14 protein-coding genes are annotated in these 14036 nt (G+C 58.2%); 11 read left to right on the top strand and 3 right to left on the bottom strand.

Translation table 11 applies throughout. The features are described from left to right. Window positions 1-32 precede the first annotated feature (32 nt). From Q0C28_RS11505 to Q0C28_RS11485, 5 genes are all read left to right on the top strand, one after another. A complete protein-coding gene (locus tag Q0C28_RS11505; protein WP_293575906.1) occupies window positions 33-872 on the top strand; it encodes an ABC transporter ATP-binding protein in 840 nt (279 codons plus the stop codon). Between the two features lie 54 nt (window positions 873-926). Continuing rightward, a complete protein-coding gene (locus Q0C28_RS11500; protein ID WP_293575904.1) occupies window positions 927-1844 on the top strand; it encodes an ABC transporter permease in 918 nt (305 codons plus the stop codon). A 148-nt stretch (window positions 1845-1992) separates the two neighbouring features. Further along, the gene (locus Q0C28_RS11495; RefSeq protein WP_293575902.1) at window positions 1993-2841 is read left to right on the top strand and encodes an ABC transporter permease; all 849 of its coding nucleotides are present in this window, start codon (window positions 1993-1995) and stop codon (window positions 2839-2841) included. A 195-nt stretch (window positions 2842-3036) separates the two neighbouring features. Continuing rightward, window positions 3037-4023: an ABC transporter substrate-binding protein gene (locus Q0C28_RS11490; RefSeq protein WP_293575900.1), complete on the top strand. Its 987-nt coding sequence runs from the start codon at window positions 3037-3039 to the stop codon at window positions 4021-4023. A 270-nt stretch (window positions 4024-4293) separates the two neighbouring features. Next, the gene (locus tag Q0C28_RS11485; protein ID WP_293575898.1) at window positions 4294-5193 is read left to right on the top strand and encodes a 4Fe-4S binding protein; all 900 of its coding nucleotides are present in this window, start codon (window positions 4294-4296) and stop codon (window positions 5191-5193) included. A 51-nt stretch (window positions 5194-5244) separates the two neighbouring features. Here the strand turns inward: Q0C28_RS11485 and Q0C28_RS11480 are convergent, their stop codons facing one another. From Q0C28_RS11480 to acs, 3 genes are all read right to left on the bottom strand, one after another. After that, window positions 5245-5745: a flavin reductase family protein gene (locus Q0C28_RS11480; RefSeq protein WP_293575896.1), complete on the bottom strand. Its 501-nt coding sequence runs from the start codon at window positions 5743-5745 to the stop codon at window positions 5245-5247. Window positions 5746-5989: 244 nt separating this feature from the next. After that, the gene (locus Q0C28_RS11475; RefSeq protein WP_293575894.1) at window positions 5990-6676 is read right to left on the bottom strand and encodes an adenylate kinase; all 687 of its coding nucleotides are present in this window, start codon (window positions 6674-6676) and stop codon (window positions 5990-5992) included. Between the two features lie 5 nt (window positions 6677-6681). Next, entirely contained in the window at window positions 6682-8643 is a 1962-nt protein-coding gene (gene acs / locus Q0C28_RS11470; RefSeq protein WP_293575892.1) for an acetate--CoA ligase, read from the bottom strand. A gap of 617 nt (window positions 8644-9260) precedes the next feature. Between acs and dctP the strand changes: the two genes are divergently transcribed. The 6 genes from dctP to Q0C28_RS11440 all read left to right on the top strand — a co-directional run bounded on the left by dctP (window position 9261) and on the right by Q0C28_RS11440 (window position 13939). Beyond that, window positions 9261-10277, top strand: coding sequence for a TRAP transporter substrate-binding protein DctP (gene dctP / locus Q0C28_RS11465; RefSeq protein WP_293575890.1), 1017 nt, complete (start codon window positions 9261-9263; stop codon window positions 10275-10277). Window positions 10278-10380: 103 nt separating this feature from the next. Further along, complete coding sequence (locus Q0C28_RS11460; RefSeq protein ID WP_293575888.1) at window positions 10381-11010, top strand: TRAP transporter small permease subunit; 630 nt, start codon at window positions 10381-10383, stop codon at window positions 11008-11010. Between the two features lies 1 nt (window position 11011). After that, window positions 11012-12409, top strand: a complete 1398-nt coding sequence (locus Q0C28_RS11455; RefSeq protein WP_293575886.1) for a TRAP transporter large permease — start codon at window positions 11012-11014, stop codon at window positions 12407-12409. Between the two features lie 222 nt (window positions 12410-12631). Beyond that, the gene (locus tag Q0C28_RS11450) at window positions 12632-13117 is read left to right on the top strand and encodes a PepSY domain-containing protein (protein WP_293575884.1); all 486 of its coding nucleotides are present in this window, start codon (window positions 12632-12634) and stop codon (window positions 13115-13117) included. A gap of 133 nt (window positions 13118-13250) precedes the next feature. Further along, a complete protein-coding gene (locus Q0C28_RS11445; RefSeq protein WP_293575882.1) occupies window positions 13251-13619 on the top strand; it encodes a glycine zipper domain-containing protein in 369 nt (122 codons plus the stop codon). Between the two features lie 47 nt (window positions 13620-13666). Beyond that, a complete protein-coding gene (locus Q0C28_RS11440; RefSeq protein WP_293575880.1) occupies window positions 13667-13939 on the top strand; it encodes a response regulator in 273 nt (90 codons plus the stop codon). Window positions 13940-14036: the final 97 nt, after the last annotated feature.

The raw sequence follows: 14036 nt of genomic DNA, 5'->3' as shown, positions 1-14036 counted from the left end.
TCATCTACTCTGTTCGAATTTAAGGCAAAGACATGAATATGGAAACGACCACCCAGGCTCCTGAGCCCCAGGCCACCGGTTCCCAAAGCTCGGCACAGGCCACTGTCATCGAAGCAAAAAACCTGGACCTGACCTTTCAAACCAACGATGGGCCTGTCCATGCGCTGAAAGATGTCAGCCTGAACATCCGCAAAGGCGATTTTGTTTCCTTTATCGGCCCGTCGGGATGCGGCAAAACAACGTTTCTGCGGTGTATTGCGGCTTTGGAACGGCCAACGGGTGGGACGCTGAGCGTCAATGGCATGACCCCTGATGAAGCCCGCAGACAGCGTGCCTACGGCTATGTGTTTCAGGCGGCGGGGCTCTATCCCTGGCGCACCATTGCCAAAAACATCAAGCTGCCGCTGGAGATCATGGGCTACAGCAAGACCGAGCAGGACAAGCGGGTCGAGCAGGTGCTGGATCTGGTCGAACTGTCGGGATTTGGGGGCAAATTTCCCTGGCAACTGTCTGGCGGCATGCAGCAGCGGGCGTCGATTGCACGTGCCTTGGCGTTTGACGCGGACATTCTGTTGATGGATGAACCTTTTGGGGCGCTGGATGAAATTGTGCGTGACCACCTCAACGAACAATTGCTGAAGCTTTGGGCGCGCACCAACAAGACCATCGGATTTGTCACTCACTCGATCCCAGAAGCGGTCTACCTGTCGACAAAGATCGTCGTCATGTCGCCGCGGCCCGGGAGGATCCATGATGTCATCGACAGCACGCTGCCGAAGGAACGGCCTTTGGACATTCGCGACAGTCCCGAGTTTATCGAGATTGCCCACCGTGTGCGCGACGGACTGAGAGCCGGACATGGCCATGATTGATCACGGTTCCTGGCGCAGGCCCATGCTTTTGAACAAGATTTTGGAGGCGGGCAAATGAAAAGCATCATCGCTGTCTTTACCGTCCTCACAGCCATTATTGCGATCTGGTACATTGCCTGTGTGCCCATGAACATCAAAGGTGTTCTGGACGGCGCGGAGCGGGCCGGGATCGAAGTGGTGCCCGAAACCGCGCGCGAGCGGCGCGACATGAGCGAAATCGGGCTTGTGATCAGCAATCGCTTTGCCATCGATGAGACCTGGAGCCAGGACAGACCACGTCTGCCCGCGCCTCATCAGGTCGCGGTGGAGTTGTGGGAAACCACGGTAGAAAAGAAAATAACTTCAAAACGCAGTCTGATCTATCATGGTCAGGTGACCCTGTCGGCGACTTTGCTCGGCTTTGCCATCGGCACCGGGTTAGGGATCTTGCTGGCGGTTGGCATCGTGCATAGCCGGGTGATGGACATGTCGGTGATGCCCTGGGCCATAGTCAGCCAGACCATTCCGATCATTGCGTTGGCTCCGATGATCATCGTTGTGCTCTACTCCGTTGGCGTCCAGGGGCTGTTGCCGAAGGCGATTATCTCGGCCTACCTCAGTTTCTTTCCAGTTGTTGTCGGCATGGTGAAAGGGCTGCGCAGTCCAGACCATATGCAATTGGATCTGTTGAAGACCTACAGCGCTTCCACCGCACAAGGGTTCTGGAAATTGCGCCTGCCGTCGTCGCTGCCCTATCTGTTTGCTTCGCTGAAAATCGGCATTGCGGCCTCTTTGGTTGGCGCCATCGTGGGGGAATTGCCAACCGGCGCGGTTGCGGGCCTTGGCGCGCGGCTCCTGGCGGGCAGCTATTACGGCCAGACGGTGCAGATATGGTCCGCGCTGTTTGCGGCCGCCATTCTTGCAGCCGCACTGGTTGCGGCGCTCGGATTGATCGAACGGCTGCTTTTGGGCCGTATGGGGGTGAAAACATGAGTTCCTTTTTAGTCTGGGGCGCTGCCCCCGCCATGCAAGCATGGCTCCCCCGGAGTATTTTTGGAAAGATGACACTACGAGAGAGGATGCTGGGAAAGACGATACTGGGACAGGCGACACTAGCAAAAGTGATGCTGGGAGAGACGTCATGATGTTGGTTGGCTTGGCTGTGATAGCATGGGGCGTTGGCTGGTGGGTCAATGCGCAACTGGCGAACGGGCCATTGGCGCATCATCGGTCCGTGCAATTGGCGGTGCCCGGCATTTTTGGTCTGACGCTTCTCGTGATGTGGGAGCTGTTGGTCCGAGGGCTGGATGTGTCATTGGTGATCTTGCCTGCGCCCACGGTCATTCTGGCGCGTTTTGGGACCAGCCTGCCCATCCTGTGGGCGGATTTCATGCAGACCATCGTCAAAGGCGCGCTGTCTGGATATGTGCTGGGCTGTGCTGCGGCCTTGCTGACAGCGGTGGCCGTTGATCGCAGCGATTTTCTGCGTCGTGGGCTGTTGCCGATTGGCAATTTCGTGGCAGCCCTGCCGATCGTCGGGACCGCGCCGATCCTGGTGATGTGGTTTGGCTTTGACTGGCACTCCAAGGCGGCAGTTGTTGTGGTGATGGTGTTTTTCCCAGTCCTGGTGAACACTGTGGCTGGACTGCGTGAGACCGATCAGATGCAGCGGGATTTGATGCAGACCTATGCGGCCGGCTATTGGCAGAGTTTTTTCAAACTCCGGCTTCCCGCGGCGCTGCCGTTCATTTTCAATGGTTTGAAAGTCTCCACCACATTGGCGCTGGTAGGGGCCATCGTTGCGGAGTTTTTTGGCTCACCGACGGTTGGTATGGGCTTCCGGATCTCCACATCCGTGGGGCAACTGGCGCTGGATATGGTCTGGGCGGAAATCGTCGTGGCCGCTTTGGCGGGATCTGCGTTTTATGGGGCCATGGCGAAGTTGGAAGGGCTTCTCACCTTTTGGCACCCATCGCAGCGGCGGACATGAACGTGACCTGTTGGGGCGCGTGCCAGCGTGGGGTTCGCTTCGAACGGAGAGTGCCGCAGATGTGATCCAACCGTAGATCTGAGGCTTAAAATTTTGCCACGCGCGGTGGCCGTTTTGCACAAAAGGCAAAAAGATCTTTGTTTGCAGGCGGGCATGGCGCAGAATTTCACCACAAGAAAGACAGGGAGTCTAACAATGAAGAACGTGCTCACAGCCGCCGCCATGGCACTGACGACTGCGGGAGCGGCACATGCTGCTGATGAGGTGAAGCTGCAACTGAAATGGGTCACCCAGGCTCAATTTGCAGGTTACTATGTGGCCCTTGATCAGGGGTTTTATGAAGCCGAAGATCTGGACGTTACCATTCTGCCGGGCGGGCCGGATATTGCCCCAACACAGGTGATTGCCGGTGGCGGCGCGGATGTGACCGTCGAATGGATGCCAGCCGCACTGGCAGCCCGCGAAAAAGGCCTGCCGCTGGTCAATATCGCGCAGCCTTATAAATCCTCCGGCATGATGCTGACCTGCTGGAAAGATACAGGAATTGCCGCGCCAAGCGATCTGGCCAACCGCACCCTGGGCGTCTGGTTCTTTGGCAATGAATTCCCCTTCATGAGCTGGATGAGCCAGCTGGACATCGCCGTCGATGGCAAGAGCGAAACTGGCGTAGAAGTTCTGAAACAGGGCTTCAACGTGGATCCGCTGCTGCAGCGGCAGGCAGACTGTATTTCCACCATGACCTATAATGAATATTGGCAGGTCATCGACGCTGGGGTGAACCCGGATGAGCTGATCACCTTCAAATATGAGGATCAGGGCGTCGCGACCCTGGAAGACGGTCTTTATGTGTTGGAAAGCAACCTGGAAGATCCGGCCTTTGTGAACAAGATGGAACGCTTTGTGCGCGCTTCGATGAAAGGCTGGAAATGGGCCGAGGAGAACCCGGATGCTGCGGCAGAGATCGTTCTGGACAACGATGCCTCCGGCGCACAGACCGAAGAGCACCAGAAGCGGATGATGTCTGAGGTCGCAAAACTCACCGCGGGCAGCAATGGCGCGCTGAGCGAAGCGGACTATGAGCGCACCGTGAAAACCCTGTTGGAGGGTGGCTCCAGCCCGGTGATCACCAAGGCGCCCGTTGGTGCCTGGACGCACATCATCACGGACGCTGCGTTGAAGTGATCTTGTGATAAAAGCCGGTTCAGTTCGGCGACGCCTCACCCTCTTTGGGGTGGGGCGTTTTTGTTTGTAAGGCCCCAATGGTCAGCGGTGTGGTGCGCCAAACGGGATCAGTGCCCGCGTCCGGTGACGGGATCCCCAGAATAAAGAACCGATAAAATACTGGTTTCCCGCTTTTTTTGCGGCAGGTCCTGAGTGACCTGCGCGTATCCTCTGAGGTGCGGATACATCTTCAGCACGGTTGATCCGAGCCCCTTGCCGGGAGGGCTGAATATGGGAATTTGGCACACTGACACGATTGATCTTCGCACCCGTGGGGTGATGCGGCGCATATCTGCGATGGCGCCCAGAGCGAAAAAGGCCATTCATAACCTCAATCGTCGAGCCACCTTTGCGGGGGATGATCTGGACTGGCCGTTCCAGCATCTGTGCGACAGGGTGCGCGGCCGTCGTGGGGCTGCGGCGCCCCGTTTGCAGATCCTGATTTTGCATCAGCGGGTTGCGCCCCGGTGGTTGGCACAGCTGAACACGCCGCTGGCCAGCCGGGATGTTGATGTGGCGGTTGTGGCTGTGAACGGGCTGCCCGGGCTGGACCACGCCGATATGATGTATTGCCTGGCAGAGGGGTTTGACTGTCTTTTGCTGGAGGCACCTGTCAATTGGACAGACCGGCACTATCAGGGGCGCGAGGCGGAGATCGCATCCCTGCTTGGCGCAGGAGAGCGGATAATCCTGTATCGCTCCGACTCGCATCTGCGGCATGCCTTGCAGGTGGTTGGGCTTGCGGAGGGTCCTGCAGTGCCGCGGCGAGAGCGGGTGTTTTCGCCAAACGCCGTTGCAAACCGTCGAGAGGCCGTGGCCTGCCTTGCTGCTGTTTTGTCCGAGCCTGTGACCTCTGAGGTCCCACTCCCCCATGGGGCGCCTTATGGCGGTGTTGAGATCGCGCCTGACAAATGCAGTTTCTGCCAAGCCTGCGCCTGGATCTGCCCCACAGCGGCGTTGAGTATCACGGACAATGGGGCCGGCCTTCGGTTTGACGAGACAGCTTGCGTTCAATGCGGGCTGTGCGCATCGGTCTGCGATCCTGCTGCGATCAGGTTGCAACCGCGGCTTCGTGTGGGCGCTGATGGCCCGGCCGCCACGTTTGAAGTCACATTGGAGGCGAACGGTTGACGCTGCATTGCGTCTGTCGCTCTACGGCTTGGGGGCTGACCCTTCGGGGCTTCAGCTGTGTTCCAGAAAACTGCCGTATTGGCCGCGCTTGAAAATCAGACCGGGACCCGGGCGTGTGGTGACCTGCATCACTTGGCCTACAACGATGGTGTGATCGCCAGCCAGGTGGTTGTCGTAGGCTTGGCAATCAAATCGTGCGATGACCCCGGGCAGGGTTGGCACGCCATCATCCGTGTCACCACATGTGATCCCGGAAAAATCGGCCCCATTGCGGGCAAATTGGATCGCCATGTCCAGCTGATCCTCGCCCATCACATGGATGGCGAAGTGTTTCGCCTGCACAAACGGGTCATGTCGCTGGGAGGCGCGCGCCGGACACCACAGCAACAGCGGGGGATCGATGGAGACCGAGGTAAAGCTGTTGGCGGTGAAGGCCAAAGGCCCTTGGTCCGTGCGGGTGGTCACAACAGTCACACCGGTGCCAAAACAGCCCAACGCATCGCGGTAGTCGCGCGCTGTATCCGGGCCTGGGCGGAAACGGGTGTCTGTCATCTTTGTGTCCTGTCGGTTGGTCTGTTTGCGATGGGTGCCACGAAACATCTGGTCTGTCTACTGGTCCGTTTGCCCAGTGCCATAGATGGCGTTTGCCGCTGGAAAGACCAGTCTGAAACGACAAAAGAGCCCGCATTTTTGCAGGCTCTTTCGATTATCTCTGATTGCTCCAGGACGCATCTGCGCTTTCGCGACGCAAAAGGTACAGTTGGTTTTGTTCTTCGCCTGACGCCGTGGCCTTGGATCAGGCGGTTGCGCCGTCGACAAGGCGTCGCATTTCGGTGCCGATCTCGTTGATGTCGCCCATTGCGTCCAAACGCTGGAGCACGTTCTTCTGCGCATAATAGGAAATCAACGGGGCGGTCTGGGCGTGGTAGGCCTCCAGTCGGCTGGCAACGGTTTCAGCTGTATCGTCTGGGCGGCGCGACATTTCGCTTTTGCCGCAGACATCGCAGGTGCCCGAGACGCGGGGCTTTTTGAAATCGTCGTGGTAGCCTTCGCCGCAGCCCGCACAGGTGTAGCGGCCCGCCACCCGCGCGACCATGGCGGCATCATCGACCTCTAGGCTGATCGCTGCATTGATCCGCTGGCCTGTTTCCGCCAACAACGCGTCAAGCGCTTCTGCCTGAACCGAGGTGCGTGGGAAACCGTCCAGAATGACGCCTTTCGCGCAATCGGGTTCCGCCAGGCGGTCGCGCAGGATGGCGATCACGATCTCATCGCTGACCAGCCCGCCAGCCTCCATCACCGCTTTGGCGGCCAGGCCCGCAGCTGTCCCTGCTGCCACGGCCGCGCGCAAAAGATCCCCGGTCGACAATTGGACAAAGCCATAGTGGGTTTCCAATTTGCGCGCCTGCGTGCCTTTTCCGGCGCCCGGAGGGCCAAGCAGGATCAGAACGGCGGGACGTGTCAGTACATCTGTATCCGTCATAACGATCACCCTTTGTTGGCGCGGTTGGCAATAAGATCCTCGACCACCGATGGATCGGCGAGGGTCGATGTGTCGCCCAGAGAGCCAAAATCGTTCTCGGCGATCTTGCGCAGGATGCGGCGCATGATCTTACCCGAACGGGTTTTCGGCAGGCCAGGTGCCCATTGGATCACATCGGGCGAGGCAATCGGGCCGATTTCGGTGCGCACCCAGGTGCGCAGCTCTTTCAGCAGCTCATCCGAAGGCTCGCGGTCATTCATCAGCGTGACATAGCAGTAGATGCCCTGACCTTTGATCTCGTGCGGATAGCCCACCACAGCGGCCTCGGCCACGGCGGCATGAGCAACCAATGCGCTTTCGACCTCTGCCGTGCCCATACGGTGGCCCGAGACGTTGATCACATCGTCAACCCGCCCGGTGATCCAATAGTCGCCATCCTCGTCACGGCGGCACCCGTCACCGGTGAAGTAGTAGCCTTTGTAGTCGGAGAAATAAGTCTTCTCGAAACGCTCATGATCACCCCAGACGGTGCGCATCTGGCCGGGCCAGCTGTCTTTGATGCACAAGACACCCTCGACACCGTTGCCTTCGATCTCGACACCCGATTGCGGGTCAAGCACGACGGGCGCAATGCCAAAGAAAGGTTTCATGGCTGCGCCGGGTTTGGTCGCGTGGGCGCCGGGCAGGGGGGTCATCAGATGACCGCCGGTTTCTGTTTGCCACCAGGTGTCGACGATTGGGCATTTTCCTTTGCCAACAACGTCATTGTACCAGGTCCAGGCCTCTGGGTTGATCGGCTCGCCCACAGTGCCGAGGGTGCGCAGATCGCTCAGGTCATGTTTTTCGACCCACTCTGGACCCTGTCCCATCAGGGCGCGAATTGCCGTCGGGGCGGTATAGAATTGATTGACCTTGTGTTTGGCGCATACAGCCCAGAACCGTCCTGCATCCGGATAGGTTGGCACGCCTTCGAACATCAATGTCGTGGCACCATTGGCCAGCGGGCCATAGACAATGTAGCTGTGTCCGGTCACCCAACCGACGTCAGCGGTGCACCAGTAGATATCGCCATCATGGTAATCAAATGTGATCTCATGGGTCATGGCGGCGTAGGTGAGGTAGCCGCCGGTCGTGTGCACAACGCCCTTGGGCTGTCCGGTGGAGCCGGAGGTGTAGAGGATGAACAGCGGATCTTCAGCGTTCATTTCTGCGGGCGCGAATTGATCCGATGCGCTGGATGCCAGCGCGTTGTAGTCGTGATCACGGCCATCAATCCATGTGGTCTGGCCACCCGTGCGCTTCACCACCAGGCATTTCACCGTGTCTTTGGTGTGCAATAGCGCGGCATCTGCGTTGGATTTCAGCGGTGTTTTGCGGCCACCACGGGGGGCTTCGTCCGCGGTGATGATCAGTTTGGCGTCACACCCGTTGATGCGGGCGGCCAGCGCGTCGGGTGAGAAACCGGCAAAAACGATGGAATGGATGGCGCCGATACGGGCGCAGGCCAACATCGCAAAGGCCGCCTCGGGGATCATCGGCAGGTAGATGACAACCCGGTCACCTTTGGTGATGCCCATATCGGACAGCACATTTGCCATGCGGCAGACGCTGCTGTGCAACTCACGGTAACTGATGTGCTGCGCGGGCTCTTCCGGATCATCGGGCTCCCAGATGATGGCGGTTTGATCGCCACGTTTCTCCAGATGTCGGTCGATGCAGTTGGCAGCAACGTTCAGCGCGCCGTCGGCGTACCATTTGATGGACACATTGCCCAAATCGTAACTGACGTCTTTGACCTGCGTGAAGGGTTTGATCCAGTCGATCCGCTCCGCCTGTTGGCGCCAGAACGCATCTGGATCCTGAATGGAGGCGGCATACATCTCATCATATTGAGCAGCGTTGATATGTGCCTTTGCAACAGTGTCTGCCGATGGCGCAAAGGTTGCGGTGTCCCTCTCCTGGGTCATGGTGATCCCTCCCTGGTGTCTTCTTTGGTCTGCACAGCACAGCGATGGCGCGCGGCTGTCAAACCTTTTCCGTCCTCGGCATGAATATTACCGATGCTTGAAAATAAAGAAAGTAAGTGGCCGTGTTCAAAGGATTTACTTGTAAACGAATTTCCGGCGCTCGACCTATTTAGCAAATGATGAGCGTTGTTTTGGTTTTTAACTGTATTAAAACAACGGCTTGTTTGTAAATATGCACGCTGCATCGAATGATGGCTACCGCAAGCCCTGCGCAAAGGTGGCGCTATGGGCAGTGGCGGACTGGCGTCATCGCAACAGATCTGGGGAACCGATCAGGCGAAAGATCTTTGTCCGGCACGTGCCGCTTGCATAAACGCGGTCCGGCAAACTGCGCACCGCGTGACCAACCTTGGGGGGCAAACCCATCTGGAAGGTCAGCTGCGGCCAGCCACAGGTTCATGCCCATAATTTAGGCAGATGTGAAAGGCGGTTTCCCTAGGGGTTGGCAGCTGTGCTGCTTAGCGCTAACTTTTGATCAGACGTCTGCTGGTCGGCGCTTCTGTTCCCTGAGGTGCAGTGTTGTGGCGGTTGGCAAAGGCGCAAATTGGGAGGATATCATGAAGACCTACGTTACCGTCGCAACAGCGGCGATTGCTGGCCTGTCTCTGGTGGGCGAAGCTGCCGCAACCGAATGGAACGTGTCCCTTTGGGGCAAGCGCCGTGCGTTTACGGAACATGTCGAAAAACTCGCTGAACTGGTTTCAGAAAAAACCGGCGGTGAATTCACGCTGAACATCAGCTATGGCGGGCTCAGCAAGAACCGCGAAAACCTGGATGGTATCTCCATCGGGGCGTTTGAGATGGCGCAATTCTGTGCGGGCTATCACCGCGACAAGAACCGGGTGATCACCGTTCTGGAACTGCCATTCCTCGGGGTTGAAAACCTTGAGCAAGAGGTCGCGGTGTCCAGCGCGGTTTATAGCCATCCCGCCGCTGCAGAAGAAATGGCGCAGTGGAATGCCAAACTTCTCATGACCTCTCCGATGCCGCAGTACAACCTGGTCGGAACCGGCGAGCCGCGTGACGAGCTGTCGGAATTCGAAGGCATGCGCGTGCGCGCGACAGGTGGTCTGGGCGAAGCGTTCAAGGCCGTCGGTGGCGTGCCAACTTCGGTGACCGCAACAGAAGCCTATCAAGCTATGGAAGGCGGCGTGGTTGACACGGTTGCTTTTGCCCAGCACGCCCACCTCAGCTTTGGCACCATCAATCAGGCCGATTGGTGGACCGCAAACCTGAACCCCGGCACGGTGAACTGCCCGGTTGTGGTGAATATTGACGCCTATGAGTCCCTGTCGGATGCGCATCGCGAAGCCCTGGACAGCTCCGTCTCCGAGGCGCTGGACCACTATCTTGCCAACTATGGCGAGCTGCTGGAGCGTTGGGATTCGACCCTGGCCGAAAAAGGCGTGCAGAAGGTCGAAATCGACGCAGCCGTGATCGATGAATTCCGCGCCAAGGCTGCAGCGCCTGCGCGGGACGCCTGGATTGCCGACATGGAAGCGCAGGGCCTGCCAGGTCAGGAGCTTTATGATCTGGTCGTCAAAACACTGGCGGACGCAAAAAGCGGCAGCTAACGCCAACTCGGGCCGCTACGCCCCGGCGCAATCATGATCCCAAGGGACTGTGATTGCGCGGGCTGGCGGCCCGCACCAATCAAATTCTGGGGAGAGCAGAGCCATGGCAGGATCTGCTGCTGTGCTTGAGGATTCCAGCCTGCTCAGTCGGCTGGACCGTGCACTGCTTCCGCTCGAGCGCATCTGTGCGCTGCTAAGCGGATTTGCAATTTTTTCACTGATGTTTCTGGCCGCTTACTCCGTCACCGGGCGCAAGTTTTTTGCCTCCCCGATGGCTGGATATGTCGACTACATCGAAGCAGCCATGCCGGTAATCGCGATCATGGGCATTTCCTATGTGCAACGGGACGGGACGCATGTGCGGATGGACATGCTGGTCAGCGCGCTCAAGGGACGGATGTTGTGGTTTTTCGAGCTGATTTCAGTCTTGTTGATCCTGGTGTTGATCTGCGCCCTTACCTGGGGCGCCTGGGAGCATTTTGGCCGGTCGTTCGATTGCGCCCGCCCGCTGTGCAGCCGGGACAGTTCCATCGATATCGGCATCCCGATCTGGCCCTCAAAACTGGTGGTGCCCATCGCGTTTGCAGTGCTGGTTCTGCGGCTGATTTTGCAGGCGGTAGGTTATGGGCGCGCCTTGGTTCTGGGTCTGGAGGCGCCTGTTGCGGTGCCGCTAGCCCTGTCGGTCGCCGAACAGGCCCGCCTGGAAGCCGAAGCACTAGAGGGGTCTGACTGACATGGAACCCATTGAAATTGGCCTCTGGGTCAGCGCTGGTTTGCTGTTGTTTGTTGTTTTGGGGATGCGCGTTGCCTTTGCGGCCGGTCTTGCGGGCTTTATCGGTCTGGTCTGGCTGCGCTGGAACGGGTTTGACTATGATCCCGAACGTTTTGGCAAGGCGCTGCAGATCAGTGTGAAGATTGCTGGGCTGACCCCACATTCCAAGGTGAGCGCTCAGGTGCTCAGTCTGATCCCTGTCTTCATCATGATCGGTTATCTGGCCTATCACGCCAAACTGACCACGGCGCTGTTTGTGGCGGCCAAACGCTGGATCGCCTGGGTGCCGGGTGGTTTGGCCGTGTCCACGGTGTTTGCCACCGCAGGGTTTGCTGCTGTCTCAGGCGCATCCGTTGCGACGGCGGCGGTCTTTGCGCGGATCGCCATCCCGGAAATGTTGAAGATCGGCTACAACAAACAATTCGCTGCAGGGGTTGTGGCCGCAGGCGGCACGCTGGCGTCCCTGATCCCGCCGTCGGCGATCTTGGTGATCTACGCCATCATCGTGGAACAGGACGTGGGAAAACTGCTGCTTGCAGGCTTCTTGCCCGGTGTCTTTTCGGCTGTGGTCTATGCGGGTTTGATCATCGGGATTGCGGTCTTCTTCAAGAATGTCGGACCGCCGGTGTCCGGGTTCACCTGGCGCGAGCGGTTTGGATCTCTGCCACCGGCTTTGCCGATCCTTGCGGTTGTCGTGATCATCATCTTCTTTGTCTATAACCCCTTTGGCGATGCTTGGGGCACACCGACGGAAGGTGGTGCCATCGGGGCGTTCATTATTTTCTTGATGGCGCTGTATCGCGGCATGCGCTGGGGGCAGTTGAAGAACGCGCTGTTGGACACGGCCAAGCTGACAGTGATGATTTTCTCCATCATCTGGGGTGTCTTGATTTATGTCCGCTTCTTGGGATTTGCGGAACTGCCCGAAGCCTTTGCCGACTGGATCACCTCGCTGGAGATGTCGCCGATGCTGATCCTGATCTGCATCCTGCTGGCCTATGCCGTCCTGGGCATGTTCATGGATGCAATCGGTATGCTGCTGCTGACCTTGCCTGTGGTGTATCCGGCCGTCATGGCGCTGAATGGGGGGGAGTTTGTTTCTGCCGCTGACAGTGCCTTTGGCATGTCGGGGCCGATGTGTGCGATCTGGTTCGGTATCCTCGTGGTCAAAATGGCCGAATTCTGTCTGATCACGCCTCCAATCGGGCTCAACTGTTTTGTTGTGGCCGGGGTGCGGGACGATTTGACCGTACAGGATGTGTTCCGGGGCGTGATGCCGTTTTTCGTGGCAGATGGGCTGACCATCGCGCTGTTGGTGGCTTTCCCATCAATTGTGTTGTGGCTGCCAAGCCTGGCGTAGGCTGGGAATATGCGTCGCAATTCGGCATAGCAGTTTTGCGGTAAGGTGCCCTGCCAAGAGCTCGTCGCACCGCGATCTGACATCATGAACGCTGCAGCCAACCAAGGGCTGCAGCGTTTTTTGTACCTTACAAATTTGTAATCTGGCGGCAGAGACCCTGTAAGTCTGCGCTCTCATATTGGTGTCATCGCAAGACAGACAACCAAGACAGACAACATCGATATGAAAGGGATGCCAATGATCACCCGGACCACAACCACCATTGTTTTGACCGCAGCGCTGATTGCTGGTGGGTTTGCTGCTCAGAGCCTTCAGGCGCAGGAAACAACGCCGACCACGACCGGTGAACTGACGCAAGCCGTAGCGGAAGAAATGACATTCGCCGATCTTCTGGCGGTTCCTGTCAGCTTTGCACAGGCAAGCGAAATTGCCCAAGGTACAGCGGAAGGCCGGTTGATTGAACTGAGCCTGGAGGATTTCGAGGACGCGCCAGTTTATTTCGCAGTGATCGGATCTGCCACCTCCGTCAGCGAGCTGATGATTGACGCCAACGATGGGACGGTGATGTCCACATTCACCCAGTCGGCGGACACGCCTGCGCTGTTGCAGAAGCTGATGGATGACGATCTGGATGATCTGGACGAGTTTGCGGCGCTGATGGATGATTATGACGACGGCGACGACTGCGAACACGATCACGACAGCTGACATTTGGACAACGCGGCGCCGACCGTTTGGTTGGCGGGCCGCACACCCTTGCCCCACCCAGTCCTTGCACTTAGGGCGCAGCCTTTGGTGCGCAACGGGTTGGGGCAACACACTGATTTGGAGAGAATTGAGAATGAAACGGATAGTCGCAGGCGTTGCCGTGCTCGCCGCACTTGGAGCGTGCAGCAACAGTTTTGATGAACCTTTGCTGACAGATGGGCCCAAGCAAATCGGATTTCAGGCCGATTTGGGCGCCTGCCGTGCGGTGGCAGAACAACACACTGAAAAATTGGCACAATCCGGCGCTGTTCAAGGGGCTGTGATCGGTGGCATCATTGGTGGTGTGGACAGCAAGGATGGCGACCGGGCCGATGATGCGCTGATCGGTGCCGTGCTTGGCGGTGGGCTCGGCGCGTTGGAGGGCACTGCAGAGGCGGATGAAACCCGCCGCGAGATCCTGATCCGCTGCATGCAGGGCCGGGGCCACCGCGTTCTTGCATAGGCCTGTTGGGCAGGCTTGATAAAACGCAATGGGAAGCAGAGGGGCCGATGCGGATCTTATTGTTGGAAGATGACCGGGAAATCGGTGCCTGGACCGCCAAAGGTCTGGACGCTGCGGGCCATGTGGTCGATTGGATCGAAAATGGTCGCGACGCTTTGCTCGCGGCCACCACCCGCGAGTATGATGTGCTGGTGTTCGATCGTATGACACCCGAATTGGACGGCCTGTCTGCGCTGCGAACACTGCGCAGTGCCAAGATCGATACCCCGTTGATTTTGCTATACTTAGCGTCATCGAACTTCCGAGTTTTGATGAGTTGACGTCATGCGTGAAAACGGTTCAGTTAGGCTCATGATCCGCCCCGGTTTTCTTACCCCTTCAGAGCGTCGAGAGCTTGAGGCTTGCGTGCGCAGTCAT

It is taken from the genome of Phaeobacter sp. (assembly GCF_022825805.1).
Classification (GTDB): domain Bacteria; phylum Pseudomonadota; class Alphaproteobacteria; order Rhodobacterales; family Rhodobacteraceae; genus Phaeobacter.
This window is presented reverse-complemented; position numbering and strand designations above follow the sequence as displayed.